Origin of the sequence: Leyella stercorea DSM 18206 (assembly GCF_000235885.1) — a bacterium.
GTDB classification, from domain to species: Bacteria; Bacteroidota; Bacteroidia; order Bacteroidales; family Bacteroidaceae; genus Prevotella; species Prevotella stercorea.
In genome coordinates this window covers 1-16,597 of sequence record NZ_JH379457.1, presented here as the reverse complement: position 1 = coordinate 16,597, position 16,597 = coordinate 1, and the positions used below count along the sequence as shown (strand labels likewise).

General features: G+C 53.9%; 14 protein-coding genes. All 14 read left to right on the top strand.

What is annotated here, in order from left to right:
* The first annotated feature begins 139 nt into the window (after nucleotides 1–139).
* Complete coding sequence (locus HMPREF0673_RS10820; protein ID WP_007902238.1) at nucleotides 140–1,219, top strand: RluA family pseudouridine synthase; 1,080 nt, start codon at nucleotides 140–142, stop codon at nucleotides 1,217–1,219.
* Nucleotides 1,220–1,309: 90 nt separating this feature from the next.
* Entirely contained in the window at nucleotides 1,310–2,317 is a 1,008-nt protein-coding gene (locus tag HMPREF0673_RS10815) for a D-alanine--D-alanine ligase (protein WP_007902235.1), read from the top strand.
* A 15-nt stretch (nucleotides 2,318–2,332) separates the two neighbouring features.
* Nucleotides 2,333–3,487: a 1-acyl-sn-glycerol-3-phosphate acyltransferase gene (locus HMPREF0673_RS10810; RefSeq protein WP_007902234.1), complete on the top strand. Its 1,155-nt coding sequence runs from the start codon at nucleotides 2,333–2,335 to the stop codon at nucleotides 3,485–3,487.
* Nucleotides 3,488–3,615: 128 nt separating this feature from the next.
* On the top strand, nucleotides 3,616–4,344 hold the full coding sequence (locus tag HMPREF0673_RS10805) for a NigD1/NigD2 family lipoprotein (protein WP_050804999.1): 729 nt from the start codon (nucleotides 3,616–3,618) through the stop codon (nucleotides 4,342–4,344).
* A gap of 11 nt (nucleotides 4,345–4,355) precedes the next feature.
* Nucleotides 4,356–6,110 carry a DUF6377 domain-containing protein gene (locus HMPREF0673_RS10800; protein WP_007902229.1) on the top strand — a complete coding sequence of 585 codons (1,755 nt, stop codon included), beginning with the start codon at nucleotides 4,356–4,358 and terminating at the stop codon, nucleotides 6,108–6,110.
* Nucleotides 6,111–6,436: 326 nt separating this feature from the next.
* Complete coding sequence (locus tag HMPREF0673_RS10795) at nucleotides 6,437–8,671, top strand: TonB-dependent receptor (protein WP_007902226.1); 2,235 nt, start codon at nucleotides 6,437–6,439, stop codon at nucleotides 8,669–8,671.
* 85 nt (nucleotides 8,672–8,756) lie between these two features.
* Nucleotides 8,757–9,929 carry an alpha/beta hydrolase-fold protein gene (locus HMPREF0673_RS10790; RefSeq protein ID WP_007902224.1) on the top strand — a complete coding sequence of 391 codons (1,173 nt, stop codon included), beginning with the start codon at nucleotides 8,757–8,759 and terminating at the stop codon, nucleotides 9,927–9,929.
* A 331-nt stretch (nucleotides 9,930–10,260) separates the two neighbouring features.
* Nucleotides 10,261–11,319, top strand: coding sequence for a hypothetical protein (locus HMPREF0673_RS10785; RefSeq protein ID WP_007902219.1), 1,059 nt, complete (start codon nucleotides 10,261–10,263; stop codon nucleotides 11,317–11,319).
* Nucleotides 11,320–11,532: 213 nt separating this feature from the next.
* A complete protein-coding gene (locus HMPREF0673_RS10780; protein WP_040596867.1) occupies nucleotides 11,533–12,549 on the top strand; it encodes a YqiA/YcfP family alpha/beta fold hydrolase in 1,017 nt (338 codons plus the stop codon).
* A gap of 115 nt (nucleotides 12,550–12,664) precedes the next feature.
* On the top strand, nucleotides 12,665–12,967 hold the full coding sequence (locus HMPREF0673_RS10775; protein ID WP_007902210.1) for an ATP-dependent Clp protease adaptor ClpS: 303 nt from the start codon (nucleotides 12,665–12,667) through the stop codon (nucleotides 12,965–12,967).
* A gap of 3 nt (nucleotides 12,968–12,970) precedes the next feature.
* The gene (locus HMPREF0673_RS10770) at nucleotides 12,971–15,184 is read left to right on the top strand and encodes an AAA family ATPase (protein ID WP_007902208.1); all 2,214 of its coding nucleotides are present in this window, start codon (nucleotides 12,971–12,973) and stop codon (nucleotides 15,182–15,184) included.
* Nucleotides 15,185–15,276: 92 nt separating this feature from the next.
* On the top strand, nucleotides 15,277–15,417 hold the full coding sequence (locus HMPREF0673_RS10765; protein ID WP_007902205.1) for a hypothetical protein: 141 nt from the start codon (nucleotides 15,277–15,279) through the stop codon (nucleotides 15,415–15,417).
* Complete coding sequence (locus HMPREF0673_RS10760) at nucleotides 15,414–15,908, top strand: DUF6169 family protein (RefSeq protein WP_007902204.1); 495 nt, start codon at nucleotides 15,414–15,416, stop codon at nucleotides 15,906–15,908. The genes HMPREF0673_RS10765 and HMPREF0673_RS10760 overlap by 4 nt, the downstream gene beginning before the upstream one ends.
* An 11-nt stretch (nucleotides 15,909–15,919) precedes the next feature.
* A complete protein-coding gene (aat, locus tag HMPREF0673_RS10755) occupies nucleotides 15,920–16,570 on the top strand; it encodes a leucyl/phenylalanyl-tRNA--protein transferase (protein WP_007902201.1) in 651 nt (216 codons plus the stop codon).
* Nucleotides 16,571–16,597: the final 27 nt, after the last annotated feature.

Below are 16,597 nucleotides of genomic sequence, written 5' to 3'. Positions count from 1 at the left end.
GGTATGGGCATCTTGCCCATACCACGCAGCCAGAAAAGCCCCTCCCAACCCTCCCCGTCGGGTAGGGCTTAGTAAGGCCTAAAAAGGCTTAGTTCGGCTTAAACGCCACCTTAGACAGGCTCAGCCTAAAAACAAGAATATGATAGAAGAAGATATCCTCACACCCCCAATCGAAGACGACGACGAGACCGGTCAGCTCTACGAGCACTTCCGCTTTGTAGCCGACCCTGGTCAGGAGCCGCAGCGCGTCGACAAGTTCATGTGCGAGAAGTTGCCACATTCGTCGCGCAACCGCATACAGAAGGCTGCCGACGCAGGCTTTGTACACGTCAACGAGCGCCCCGTGAAGAGCAACTACAAGGTGCGCCCAAACGATGTGGTGACGCTCATGCTCGACCGTCCGCGCCACGACACAAGCATCGTGGCAGAAGATCTGCCGCTCAACGTAGTGTACGAAGACTCGGAGGTGATGGTGATAAACAAGGAGGCGGGCATGGTTGTTCATCCAGGAGCCGGCAACTTCACAGGCACGCTCGTCAACGCCATCGCTTGGCATCTGCGCGACCTGAAGAGCTACGACCCCAACGACCCCGAAGTGGGACTCGTGCATCGCATCGACAAAGACACATCGGGTCTGCTCGTCGTGGCGAAGACTCCGCAGGCGAAGACATCGCTCGGCTTGCAGTTCTTCAACAAGACCACCCACCGCTCGTACAACGCTCTCGTATGGGGCAACCTCACCGAAGACGAAGGACGCATCGAAGGTAACATCGCACGCGACCCGAAAGACCGTCTGCGCATGACCGTGATGTCGCCCGACTCGGGCATCGGCAAGGAAGCCGTGACCCACTGGCGTGTGCTTGAGCGCTTCGGCTACGTGACGCTCGTCGAGTGTCGCCTTGAGACCGGACGCACACACCAGATACGTGCCCACATGAAGCACATCGGTCATCCGCTCTTCGGCGACGAACGCTATGGCGGCATGGAGATTCTGCGCGGTGAGCGCTCGGCTACATACAAGGCGTTCATCAACAACTGCTTCAAAGCCTGCTCACGCCAGGCGCTGCACGCCCGTACGCTCGGCTTTGTCCATCCGAAGACAAAGCAGCAGATGGACTTCACATCCGAGTGGCCCGACGACTTCGCGCAGCTCATAGAGAAGTGGCGCGGATACATGAAGGGCACAACCCGCGACACATTCAGCACTGCACAGCAGTAATATTTCAATCAAAGGCTTAGAAAGGCTTAAAGAGGCTTAGCTCGGCTTAGTTTAGTAAAAAGAATACTCACCCCTAAAACAATAATCACTATGGATACATTAAAACGCAACATTGCCATCGTCTGCGGTGGCGACTCTTCTGAGCACGACGTATCAATACGTTCTGCTCAGGGTTTGTACTCCTTCTTCGACAAGGAGCATTATAACATTTATATCGTTGACGTGAAGGGTCAGGACTGGCATGTCAACCTGCCCAACGGCACAACAGCGCCAATCGACAAGAACGACTTCTCGTTCGTGCTCGACGGCAAGGCTGTAGTGTTAGACTACGCCTACATCACTATCCACGGCACACCGGGCGAGAACGGCGTGATGCAGGGCTACTTCGAACTGCTACACATCCCGTACAGCACAAGTGGCGTGCTCGTCGAGGCTATGACCTTCGACAAGTACGTGCTCAACAACTATCTGCGCGGTTGGGGCGTGAACGTGGCGAAGAGCATCCTCGTGCGCCGTGGCGAAGAGTCGAGATACTCTGACGAGTTCATCGAGAAGGAGATTGGTATGCCTTGCTTCGTGAAGCCGGCTGCCGACGGATCGAGCTTCGGCGTGTCGAAGGTGAAGAACGTAGACCAGCTTGCGCCGGCTCTGCGCGTGGCTTTCATGGAGAGCGACGAGGTGATGATAGAGAGCTTCCTGCAAGGCACCGAGATCTCAATCGGCTGCTACAAGACACGCGAGAAGTCGGTTGTGTTCCCTGCAACCGAGGTCGTTACAAGCAACGAGTTCTTCGACTACGACGCAAAGTACAACGGACAGGTGCAGGAGATAACTCCGGCGCGCATCTCTCCCGAGACTGCAAAGCGCGTGGCTGAGGAGGTGAGCCGCATCTACGACATCCTCCACTGCAACGGCATCATCCGCATCGACTTCATCATCTCTAAGGATGCAGACGGCAACGACAAGATAAACATGATTGAGGTGAACACTACGCCGGGCATGACTGCCACCAGCTTCATTCCGCAGCAGGTGCGCGCCGCAGGTCTCGACATCAAGGAAGTGCTGACCGACATCGTAGAGAACCAATTCAAGTGTTGAACTCAAAATTCCCCTATGACACCTGAACAACTCCACAAATACGACTCTATCCGCCCGTTTGAGCCGGAAGAGCTCCCCGAAGTATTCGACCGTTTGGTGCAGAACGAACAGTTCTGTCAAGTGCTGGCATACCTCTATCCCGGTGTGCCCGTTGAGGCTATACGGCAGAAGATGCACCAGTGCAAGACCAACCTCGAGTTTCAGAAAGCCTTCTGCTATGGCTTCTTGAAGAACCTGCTTGCCAAGGCATCGCTCGGCTGCGACGCTGACTTCTCCAACCTCGACCTCCGCAATCGCTACACCTTCATCAGCAACCACCGCGACATCGTGCTCGACTCTGCGCTGCTCCACGTGATGCTCTTCGACGCCGGCTGCGATACAACCACCGAGATAGCCATCGGAGACAACCTCCTCAAGCTGCCTTGGGTGAAGGACATCGTGCGCCTCAACAAGTCGTTCATCGTGCAGCGCTCGCTGCCTATGCGACAGATGCTCGCAGCCTCAAAGCTGCTCGCCGAGTATATGCACTTCGTCATTGCCGAGAAGAACGACAACGTATGGATTGCGCAGCGCGAAGGCCGCGCCAAGGACTCCAACGACCGCACCGCAGAGGCTATACTCAAGATGATGACCATGGGCGGCGAGGGTTCTATAAAGGAACGCCTACTCTCGCTCCACCTCGTGCCACTCGCCATATCATACGAGTACGACCCGTGCGACTTCCTTAAGGCACAGGAGTTCCAGCTGCGCCGCGATGTGGCAGACTGGAAGAAGGGTCCGATGGACGATGTCGTGAGCATGCAGACCGGCATAATGGGCTACAAGGGACACATCCACTATCAGGCTGCGCCGTGCATCGACGAGTGGCTGCGTGCACTGCCCGACGACATGCCGAAGAACGAGTTCTACGTTGCTGTTGCCGAGCATCTCGACCACGAGATATGGCGCGGCTACCGCTTGTACCCGTCCAACTTCGTGGCGCTCGACCTTCTGCGCGGCACCGACGAGCACGCCGACCGCTACACGGCTGAAGACCGCCAGCGCTTTGAGGCTTATCTCGACGCACAGCTCAAGAAGATACAGCTGCCCAACCCCGACTGGGCGTTCCTGCGCGAGCGCATACTCACCATGTACGCCAACCCGGCTGTCAATCAGCTCAGCGTGATTTAAATATAGTAGCGGAGGTCTCCGGCCTCCGCAGCAACCGGCGATATTAGTGTTCGACTTGGTGCTGCGGAGGCTGGAGACCTCCGCTACTTTTTTTAAACCCTCTTTTTTACCCAAAAACCCTCATGCCAATGTCCTACATATTCCGCGAACATATCAAGCAGAGCCTTGCGGTTATAGCTTTTCTGATAACCCTCACAGCCTGCACCTCCGAGAGCTACGACGCCGGCGACGGACCGAACAGCTATCTCACCGCCGACCTCGTGCTGCTGCACACTTCGCAAGACAAGTCGGTGCATTCGGCTCTGCTCGACGATGGCACCACGCTGCAGTTCTCCAACCCGTTCGCGCAGGACTGGCTCACACGCCCCGACTCTGTCTACCGCGCCCTGCTCTATTACGACAAGACGGTAGCCGCTTCTGACGCTGCAGCCTCCAATCCTACGGCTACGTCTATTGTTCGCGCGCGCTCCGTCCGCCCCGTTTCAGTGCTTCGCCCCGTTGAGGCTGAGGATATGGAAACGCTGCGCACCGACCCCGTGGGCTTCGAGAGCCTTTGGCTGTCGAAGAACAAGAGCTACATCAACCTCTCGCTGCTCCTTAAGAGCGGCAAGACAGAAGCCGACGACGCCATGCACGCCCTTGGCATCGTTAGCCACGGCACGACAACCGACGCCGACCGACGCCGCACGCTCCACCTCACACTCTATCACGACCAGGGCGGCGTGCCCGCGTATTACACCGTGCAGCAATATGTCAGCATCCCCACGCAATTGCTTGAGGAAGCCGACACCGTAGAACTTACCCTTAACACCTATAACGGCAAGAAAGTAGTGAAGGTAGTTGTTAGCAATCTATAAACAAACAATCTATGCAGTATTGTAAATCAATAGTTTCCGCCATACTCGACAGAGCGTTGCGCAGAACAAGTTCATTCCTCGTCTTTATCCTGCTGCTTACTATAGCCACACCGGCTATGGCTGCCGCCCCCGACACAATCAGTACGCTCACAAAAATGCCTATAGTCAAGATGAAGGCGGCGTTCAACAAGCGCGGTGCGGACGTGTGCCGCAAGATGAGCAGCGAGGTGCGCCCATATATCGACGCTATATGCAGCGTGTTAGACAGCACAGCCATATATGACGCTCAAGCCAAGGCACGCATAGACAAGCTGGAGAGCAGAATGGCGCAAGCCTCTTCGCCGCAGCAGAAGTACGAGCTGTGGACAATGCTCTTCGACGAATACGCACGTCTGTCCTTAAAGCCGGCGCTTGATGCTGCGCAGCAATGCGAGGCTGCAGCCCTTCAGACCGGCAACTATAGTCTGGTAGCGCAGGCTATATTATATAAGGTGGAAATATACACCAACTGTGGCTTCTTCCGTGAGGCATCAGAAGCGCTTGCTACCATCGACGAAGAACGCTGTACGCAGCCCGTAAGAATAAACTATCTCGTGGCAGCCTTCAATCTTGAGTTTGAAAACGGCTTCTACTTCCCCCGCCGTATGTCAACCCCCAACGTCTACTATCAGCGCATGCAGGCATATTACCTCCAGGCGTGCAAGATGTTGCCGAAAGACTCGTGGATACTCGACGACATGAACGTGAAGCTCAACTTCCACCTCAGCCGCTACGCTGAGGCGGTGAAGTGGAGCAAGCGTCTGCTCAAGAAGCTCTCGCCCACGTCCGACTATTATCCGAACGCATTGGGCAACCTCGGCTACAACTATATGGGAATGTGCGAATATGCACTTGCTGCAAAATACATATCGCTGTCGGGCATAGAAGAGATACGGCGCGGTTCGAAGGGGTATGCCGCCGCACGCAAGATAGCCGAGGTGGCGTACATCACGGGCGACGTCACACGCTCGTACATGCTCATCAATGTGGCTATGCATAACGCCGAGGTGTTCCACTCGCGCTACCGCTACTCGGAGATAGCCGTAAGCTATCCGAAGATAGACAGCGACATGTATGCCTTTGTGCAGAAGCAGCGCATGCGTCTGCTCGTAGGCTTCGGTGCTTTGGCTGTTGTAGTGATGCTGTTGTGCGGCGCCATATTGAAAGTGGTGCGCCAGTCGAGAAAACTTCATCGCCAGAAGTCGCTCATCGAGCATCAGGTGGAGAGCCTTTCCGACAAGAGCCGCCAGATAGAAGACATCAACGCCCGTCTGCTTGAGGCAGGACACATCAAGGAGGCGGTACTCGGACAGCTCATTGTGGCAAGCGCCAACCACCAGTCGGCTATAGAGAAGCTGCGCAAGGAGGTGTTGCGCCGTCTCACCATCAAGGACTACGACGGACTGCGTGCCGTGTTCGACCAGCAGCGCGGCGAAGCATTCGATACGCTCTATTCGCTCGACAACATGCTGCTGATGCTCTACCCCGACTTCCCCGAGAAGTTCAACAGTCTGCTGCATGAGGAGAACCGCGTGACGCCGCGAAGCGACGAACGCTTCACGACAGAGATGCGCATCTTCGCCCTCATCCGCCTCGGAATAACCAAGAACGACGACCTTGCTCGCTCGCTCAACTATTCGGTCAACACCATAAAGAGCTACAAGACACGCGTGCTCAACGCCTCGCTATATGAAAAAGACGAATTCTACAAACGCCTTATGGCTTAAAACCGAGTGGAAGGAGCATTTTTAAGTGATATTTTTTATCGCATTGCTCCTTTTTCTTGTTTGTTGTTATCGCAGACAGTGTATTTTTCTCGTTTGAAAAAGTATATTCTGAAGTATACAACAAAAACATAACTTGCTGATAATCAATAACGGTATATACCACATGGTGGGTATATACCGTATATTTTTTGCAAACGTTTGAACGGGAAGCTAATTTTGCAACCGAAATCAGACGCAACCTGATTCAGACACAATCGGATTCAGACGCAAGCTGATTCAACCGAAACCGAAACTTGCAACGTTAAACCGTAAAAACTTAAATTATTATGAATCGCAGAAAGTTATTGTTACCATCGCTTCTGGCAGTGGCTTCTATTTTCCCCGCATTGTCTGCAAATGCCGACACTTTGAATAAGTCGGTCATTGCATTGGAGGACACCACCAAAACCGCAAGCAACGACCACGGCGTAATGCTCAACGCAAAGGATGCTACCGAGCCTCGTCAGGTAGAGATAGGTCTGCCTATGAGCTATACCGCAGTATCTGTAGACGGCTTGCCTGCCGTATACTATTATTGGCCGAATACCACCAGCAACCACTGGCGCGGCGAGCAGTTGCTGGCACGTCAGGGCTTGCAGAACATCGCCACGACAGCCATCAAGTTCGGCGAAATCGGCTATGGTGTCGACTCGTATATGGAGCGTGGCGGCGAGAAGTTCAAGGGCAAGCTGAAGTATCAGACCAACACATTCGGCGCACAGAACTTCGACCTCAACCTCTCTGGCAAACTCGCCAAGAAGACCTACTTCACACTTAGCACCTACCAGAACTTCGACCCGGGCAGCATGAACCTGAAGTTCACTAACTATATCGACCGTGCACAGTTCTACACAGCCGGACTCACACATCTCTTCAACGACGACCGCGGACGCTTCAGCGTGTTCTACAAGTATAACGAGACCCATCCGCTTACAGCGCTTGCCAACTACGCTCCGTTCACATACGACGGCGACGGCAAGGTGTCGGAGCTTAAGAACTTCCGCATGGGCCGCGACTCGTATCTGCCCGTAGACGGCATGATGCAATACCGCGACGTGAAGACCGGCAAGCTCGTAACCGACAACCTCTACGACATTATCAAGACACGCACACACGAGGCAACAGCCCTTCTCGACTACGATCTGGGCAACAACCTCTCGCTGGCTGTAAAGGGTAAGTTCTCTCACTCTAAGGGACACAGCGGCGACCAGCTCACAATGGGATTCTACGAGGATGCCGACGCTACGTATGCCGACAACGGCGATGCGTTCCACGGCACCATCCAGCGCCGACTCTCGCAGATTAACGCTTTCTGCGTGAAGGACGCTATGCTCGTAGCCGAACTGCAGAAGAAGACCGCCAGCCACGACTGGGCTTTCGGTATCAACGAGCTGTACAGCAACATCGACTATGCACGCAGCACCACACAGTATTATCATGAAGTGGCGCCAAATCCGCGCAAGCTCATCTATAACGGCGCTGAGTATGCCAACCTCAACGGTTCTACAGAGTACGACAAGGGCTTCGAGAACAAGCTCGCTGCATACGTAAACGACACATGGCGCGTTTCGCGCAACTTCCGTATGGGCTATGGCGCACGTGTCGAGCTGTTCAACCTCGGCGTAGACTATATCGGCGACAAGCGCTTCGGCGACTTCCATATCGGCGCCAACTATACCGATGCAGAAGGCAACAAGAAGACCGTAGGCATTACCCACCACACAAACACCGGCTTGAACTACGCCGTATCTGTTTCGCCTACATATAACATCACGCACAACTTCGGACTCACCGGCGAGATCAACTTCCTCAGACAGTATCGTCACCTGGAGGCTTACTCAGGCATCTCGCTGCCTTACTACAACAACCGTCCGTTCATCCTCGGACGTGCCGGCATCTTCTTCAACAGCTCGTTCGTGAACCTCGTTTCGGCATTCACATACGCACGCCGCACCAACGACTACAGCCGTCTGACCGTGATGAGCGAGAACCCGAACGAAGACCCCGTAATGGTAGGCGCATCAAGCGGTATTGAGACAATGGGATGGACCACCGACGCTATGTTCACACCGTTCAAGGGCTTCACATTCCACGCTATGGTCACATTGCAGAGCCCGAAATACACAGGTTACAAGTTCGAGGCATTCAACAAGACTTACGACTTCAGCGGCAAGACCGTTACAAAGCAGTCGAAGCTTATCGTTGAGCTCGACCCCAACTACACATACGACCGCTTCAATATCTGGGCTTCGTTCCGCTATTACGGCAAGCAGTATGCTAACGTAGGCAACTCGGTATACTTCAACGGACGCTGGGAGACATTCGCCGGCGCAAGCTACAAGGCAAGCAAGATGCTTACATTCAACGTGAACGTCGTCAACTTCCTCAACCAGCGCGGCGCTCAGGGCACTATCCCTGGCTCTGAACTCATCACCGACGGCTCGCAGTATGCAGGCACCATCATGGCAGGCAACTATATCCGCCCGTTCACGGTGGAGTTCGGCGCAAAGCTCAACTTCTAAAATCAGAGGAGAACAGACAGTATAGACAAGTAGTATAAATAAGTAATAGGAATACATAATAACCATTTAATTAAAAGCAAAATCTATGAAAAGAATTTTTGTAGCAATGGCTGCTCTGCTCGCATCTTTGAGCATGAGCGCACAGCAGAACATCTCGTTCCGCGAAGGCAAGCTGGTTTCGCCGCAGGTAAACAGCGACCGCACCGTTACATTCCGCGTCAAGGCTCCTAAGGCCAAGAGCGTGAAGGTGCTGGCAGACTGGGAACAGAACGACGGTCAGGGCACTATGAAGAAGGGCAAGGACGGCGTATGGGAGTACACCACTCCGCAGCTCACCTCAGAGATGTTCACATACCGCTTCGACGTAGACGGCGTGGTAAGCGTCGACCCGGTCAATCCGTTCACACGTCGCGACGTGGGCAACGTGTTCAGCATCTTCTATGTTGGCGGTGGCGCTGCCGACGAGTATCAGGTGAAGAACGTAGCTCACGGCCAGGTACGCACTGTGTGGTATCACTCCAACGCCGGTAATGCCGACCGCCGCATGAACGTATATCTGCCTGCCGGATACGGCAAGACAGACAAGAAGTATCCGGTGTTCTACCTGCTCCACGGCAGTGGCGGCGACGAGAACGCATGGCTCGAGCTTGGCAACATCTCGCGTATCATGGACAACCTCATCGCTGAGGGCAAGTGCGAACCGATGATCGTAGTAATGCCTAACGGCAACTTCGGCAAGCAGGCTGCTGCAGGCGAGACAGCAGAGAACCTCAACTACAAGCCGATGATGACCAAGTTCCTCCCTCACTACAAGGACGGACTCTACGAGATGGCTTTCCCCGAAATCGTGAACTATGTTGACGCTACGTTCAACACCATAGCCGACAAGCAGCACCGTGCTATCGCCGGTCTGTCGATGGGCGGTATGCACACGCTTATGATCGCAGTCAACTATCCTGACATGTTCAACTACGTCGGTCTCTACTCTGCTGGCGTTGACTTCACGCAGATTAATATGGAGGCGATTCCGGCATACGCTAACCTCGACGGCAAGCTCTCTAAGCTGGCTCAGAGCAACCCGAAACTCTTCTGGATCGCTTGCGGCAACGCCGACCGACTGATGCCGTTCAACAAGCAGCTCATGGAGCGCATGAACAAGGACGGTCTGAAGTACACATTCCACGAGAGCTCACGCGGCCATCTATGGTGCAACTGGCGTCAGTACTCGCTGTTGTTCATCCCGCAGCTGTTCAAGTAATGCACTTTGAGCAATAATGCACTTGAAAACAACAGGCAAAGCATAAAACAAAAATTAAAGAATTAGTACATATTTTATTGCTGTCAGCTAAAAGCTTCTTCTTTCCGAAGACTTTTGGCAGACAGCAATATTTTTTTAACTAAACGCTTGTTGCGTTTTTAGGATTTTTAGGAATAACTTCTTGTTGCGTATGTTTTTAACGCATATCTTTGCAATCAGTATATGAAACGTGTGTAAGTCTTTCGTTTTTGCATCAAAAATAGCTGAAATGATAACAAAAACACACATACTTATCTGTTGACTCTATCTATTAATTTAAAAACCTATTATTATGATTAAAAAAACTCTTTTCTCGTTTCTTATCGCCCTGGTAGCTTTTGGTTTTACAGCCTGCGACAGCGACGATAACAATGGACAGTTGGGCGTACCAGACAGCGCCAAGCCATCAAAAGAATTTAAAGTAGGCAATTGCGACAAGGAGAAGAATGCCGACGACGCCATCAAGCTGAACGTGAAGTCGTGGGGCAATACCAACCAGGAGTTCGCCTCGATTGAGCTTTTCGCCGACGGCCACTTCCTCATCACCAGTCCGAAGGCAGGCAAGCTGCCCAAGAGCAAGATGAGCGTAACGCGCGCAGCCGACGGTTCGACAATGTTCAAGAAGTCGGGCGGCCAGCCGCTAAAGACACGCGCCGTTGACGCCAGCGGCACGATTGTCATCGACGGCGGTCTCTACATCTACGGTACATACACTCGCGTTAAGGAAGGCGTATACCAGCTGAGCAACAATACCAAGATCGAGATAAAGGACGGAAAGGTAACAGGAACAGCCACAGTGACATACACCAACAGTCTCGGCATGTCTATAACAATCACCGTCACCATCGATACAAGCACCAAGCAGGACGACGCCGTACGCAACCTCTGCCGTTCGTGGAGAATGGACAGCTCAGAGAACTGGCTGCTTGCTGGCGACGTGAAGATCGGCTACGGCAAGCAGTGGCTCGAGAAAGGCCGCGTTATGCAGCAGACAACGCTCACTACTGAGGGCAAGGGCCTGGGCTTCGACAAGGACGACCTCATTGACGACAAGGACGACTACTGCTACCGCGTGATCTTCTCGCCGTGCGGCACATTCGTTTGCTTCTACATCGACGGCGATGTTGAAATCGGAACATGGGAGTGGACTGACACCAACAACGGCGCATTGCGCTGCTGGGAGGCGTTCGACAGGGACGATGACGACGATGATGATGACGACGACGACTTCGCCGACGTGACAGTGCGCTTCGATGGCAAGCAGATGCGCATCTACGGCGACTTCATGGACACTGAGCACAATGTTCTCTTCCGCACGTTGTCTGTAGCTACATTCAGCGCAAAGTATTAAAATACATATCCGAACTTCTATAAATGAGGAGTGTGGAGTGTGTGGACCGGTTTCCACACATTCCACACTCCTATTTGTTTTATGCGCAAATCGCAGAAAACTTCAGAATATAATATGGTATATTTTGTCGTAAACCTGTGTTTTTGTAACTTTGCACATATCTTTATATAAGACAAGCGCACCCCATCACAAATGTTTGTAAGACAAGCGACAATGGAAAATCAATTTGTAAAGCAATACCCCGAGCTTATGCGGGGCAAAAAAATCATGTATGTACACGGATTCGGTTCGTCGGCACAGTCGGGCACGGTGCAGATGCTGCGCACGCTGATGCCCAACGCCACGGTTGTAGCGCGCGACATTCCGCTGCACCCCGAAGAAGGTCTGCAGATGCTGAAGGCGATGGCAGCCGAGGAGCAGCCCGACCTCATCATCGGCACGTCGATGGGCGGCATGTACACCGAGATGCTCACCGGATTCGACCGCATACTGGTGAACCCAGCCTTCGAAATGGGCGACACCATGTCGAAGTTCACGGGCAAGCAGGTATTCCAGAACCCGCGCGAGGACGGAGTGCAGGAGTTCATCGTCACGAAGGGCCTCATAAAGGAGTACCAGGAGATGACTACGCACAACTTCGAGCATGCTGCCGACCCCGAGGAGCGTACCCGTGTCATCGGACTCTTCGGCGACAACGACCCCGTGGTGCACACCTACGACCTCTTCCACGAGCATTATCCCACAGCCATCGGTTTCCACGGCGAGCATCGTCTGACCGACAAGGTGGCGATGCACTATCTCATCCCCGTGATACGCTACATCGACGATCGACAGGAAGGTCGCGAACGCCCAGTCGTCTACGTCGACATCGAGACGCTGCGCGACTCTTACGGCAACGCCACGGCATCTATGCACAAGGCTTACGAGATGCTCATCGAGCACTACAACGTGTACGTACTGGCGCCGTCGCCGTCAGACAATGCGCAGCAGATGGTGGACGACACACGCTGGGTGGAGCAGTTTCTGAGTGCTCCGGCATGGGGCCGCATCGTGTTCACCAACCAGCGCCAGATGCTCTACGGCGACTATCTTATCACGCCCACCGCACAACCGAAGCCCACGCTGCAGGAGCAGCCCGAGTTCATGGGCACGCAGATAGAGTGGGGTAGCGACGAGTTCAAGACATGGGAGGAGATAATAGTGTTCTTCGACCGACTCGGAGGGCAGTAACATAGGGGGTGTCAAAACTAAAATATTGGGCAATTTGAATAGCAAACGGTTCAAATCGTAGGAGGCTACGGCATTCTTGCCGTAGCCATTGCAAATAGTTGTAATTTAAAAAACAATGGCAAAAGAACAGACCGCCGTGCGCGACCGCACACGCACCAACCTTCGCGAGCCGCGCCGCTACAAGGTGATAATCTACAACGACGACTTCACAACGATGGAGTTCGTGGTGCTTGTGCTCACTTCCGTCTTCTTCAAGTCGGCGGAAGAGGCAGAAGCCCTTATGCTCGCCGTACACAAGAGCGGCAGTGCCGTGGTGGGCATATACAGCTACGACATGGCGATATCGAAGGTGAGAAAGGCTACGATGATGGCGCGTGAGGAGAACTTCCCACTGCGCCTCGAATGCAAACCGGAATGAAATATGAACAACAGCAAGAATTTAGCAAACGCAATAAAGCAGGCAATCGAAGACTGCGACTTCTGGCGTCACGAGTTCGTGACACCGGAGCATGTGCTATACGCCTTTGCCTCACAGGACCAGTTCGCAAGTGCCTGCGAGTGGCTGCCGCACGATGCCTCGTGGCTCATCACCCAACTGGAGAAGGAGTTCCTCTCGATGGAGGTGGTGCCCGAGACGCAGAAGTTCGTCATCGAAGGCTCGCAGCAGTTCTCAGAGATGATGTCGCTCGCCATCAAGCAGGCGCAATACTCCGACCAAAACACGCTCGACGTGCCGCACGTCGTGGCAGCCATGCTCATGCTCAACGACTCGCAGGCAGCCTATCTTCTCGACCAGTTCACGGGCGACGAGAAGGGTGAGTTTATGCAGTCGCTCGTGTCGGCATACGCCGTAGACGAGACGGGCGAAGGCGCAGAGGGCGATGACGATTCCAACTCCCCCGCACCATGGCGCAAGCTTGTCACCTGTGTCAACGACACATACGCTGCTCATAACCCGCTCATCGGTCGCGAAGCCGAACTGGAGCGCACCATGCAGGTGCTCTGCCGCAAGGACAAGAACAATCCGCTGCACGTGGGCGAGCCGGGCGTGGGCAAGACAGCGCTCATCTACGGACTCACCGCGCTCATAGAGCGTGGCGAGGTGCCCGAACGCCTGCGCGGAGCACACGTCTACATGATGGACATGGGCACGATGGTGGCAGGCACACAGTTTCGCGGCGACTTCGAGAAGCGCATCAAGATGGTGATGGAAGGACTCGCGCAGGAGGGCAATGCCATACTCTGCATCGACGAGATACACAACCTCATCGGAGCCGGACGCAACGGCGACGCATCGCTCGACGCGTCGAACATGCTGAAGCCATACCTCGAAAGCGGAGCGATACGCTTCATCGGCTCTACAACCTACGACGAGTACAACCGCTACATAGCCAAGCAGAAGTCGCTCGTGCGCCGCTTCCAGCAGATAGACATCGCTGAGCCGTCGGTAGACGACGCCATACGCATCGTGGAGGGTCTGCGCCCGAGCTACGAGAAGTTCCACGGCGTGAAGTACGCTGCAGGCGTCGTTGAGTTCGCCGTGCGCAGTGCTGCCAAGCACATACGCGACCGCTTCCTGCCCGACAAAGCCATCGACCTCATCGACGAGGCAGGTGCCTACCGCGAGACGCATCCGCTCACCACGCAGAAGCGCCAGACCGTAGACAGCCGACTCGTCACCGACATACTCGCACGCGTCTGCAAGATTGATGCCGAAGCACTCAAGGAGCAGTCGAACGACGCGCTGCGCACGCTGGAGAGCGACATAAAGAAGGAGATATTCGGTCAGGACGAAGCCGTCGCTCGTGTGGTTGAGGCTGTACAGATGTCGAAAGCCGGACTCGCCGACGACACCAAGCCGATGGCAAGTCTGCTCTTCGTCGGTCCAACTGGCGTGGGCAAGACCGAGGTGGCGCGCGTGCTCTCCGAGCGGATGGGCATGAAGCTCGTGCGCTTCGACATGAGCGAGTACGCCGAGAAGCACGCCGTGGCTAAGCTCATCGGTTCGCCCGCAGGATACGTGGGCTACGAAGACGGTGGACTGCTCACGGCAGCCGTGCGCAAGACGCCCAACTGCGTGTTGCTCTTCGACGAGATAGAGAAGGCGCACCCCGACATCTTCAACATCTTCCTGCAGATGATGGACTACGCCGCGCTCACCGACAACCATGGCGAGCGTGCCGACTTCCGCAACGCTGTCATCATCATGACCTCCAACGCCGGAGCACAGTACGCCTCGCGTGCCAGCATCGGTTTCACGGGCAGCGTGTCGCGCGGCGATGCCATGCTCACCACCGTGAAGAAGACGTTCAAGCCCGAGTTCATCAACCGCCTCACCGACATCGTCGTCTTCCACGATATGTCGCGCCAGATGGCATCGCTCATACTCGACAAGAAGCTCGCGCAGCTGCAGACCAAGCTCAGCGCAAAGAACGTGACGCTGCACCTCAGTGCCGAGGCACGCGAGCTGCTCCTCACGAAAGGCTTCACACCCGAGTACGGAGCGCGAGAGCTCGACCGCGTGATCGGCTCAATGCTCAAGCCGCTGCTGATGAAGGAGATGCTGTTTGGCAAGCTCAAGAAGGGTGGCGACGCCGTTGTCAATGTAAAGGACGGCGCATTGCAACTTGTGTAATGTTCGTGGCAGAGAGAATGTTTGACAAATATTTCTCTGCTACAAATAAAATATGTATATTTGCAGCAGCATAACATTATAATATTTGGCTTATGACTACATTTAAGGCAAAATCCCGTGAGGAACTCATCGCTGCGTTCCGAAGGGCAATTGACAGAAAGAAAGAATGGGAAGAAGAAGCCCAAAAGGAATTTGAAGAAATCCGTAATCGTGGTTTACAACTGAAATTATGAATACGCTGGATATATCCGCAATAAATACGAATGCACCATACTCTGTTTGGAACGTAGACGAATACTACTTCTTCAGAACAAAGTATGGTGCATTGTATAAGATAGGCTTTATGCCCGATGATACAATCTGGGATGAGAACGCATACCAGTTTCTTATTGTAAATGAAAACAACACAACTTCTCCAAATGACGCGCATTTGAAGGAAACCGTGTTTTGTATAATCGAGGGTTTCTTTAAGGCTAATCCTTCAATCTTGTTGTATCTGTGCGAAACGGGCGACGGTAAACAGGCTTCACGCAATCGCTTGTTCATACGTTGGTTTAAAGAGTATTCAAGCAAGCATTTGTTTTATTTCGACACTGTAAGCATGACTGCCGAAGGTGTTGATAACTTTGCTGCGATAATTGTGCAGAAAAGCAATCCGAAACTTCAGGAGATAATAGATGAATTTAATAGTGTTGTGAGAATTCTCGCAAATAAACCCGAATAGTATTTCAAATCATGATTTACAGGATTGGTAAAGAACTGGTATTCCCTCAGCCCGTAGATGTGGAGCCCGACGGACTCCTGTGCATTGGCGGCGACCTCTCCGTCGACCGCCTGCTGCTCGCATACAGTCACGGCATCTTCCCGTGGTTCTCGTTCCGCGACTACGACGAGCCGCTATGGTACTGTCCGCAGGAGCGCTTCGTCATCTTCCCCGAAGAAATACACGTGTCGCACTCGATGCGCACGCTAATTAACAAGGGCAAGTACGACGTGTCTATCGGCGACGACTTCGACGGTGTGATACGTGGCTGCCAGAAAGCCGACGGACGCTACGACTCGGAAGGAGCGTGGCTTAGCGAGGATATAATAAACGCCTACACCGAGCTGCACCGCCAGAACCTTGCGCAGAGCGTGGAGGTGTGGGAGGGCGACCGACTCGTGGGCGGACTCTACGGCGTGACGTTTGGACGCTGCTTCATCGGCGAGAGCATGTTCTCGCTCGTGCCCAGCGCAAGCAAGCTCGCGCTTATCTTCCTCGCCGAGTTCATGCAGGAGAACGGCGGACTGATGATTGACTGTCAGATAGAGACACCGCACCTCAAGTCGATGGGCGGTCGCATCATCCCCTACGCCGAGTACATGAAGATACTCCAGCAAATATAGGAGGAAGGTGTGTCAAAACTCCCTTAT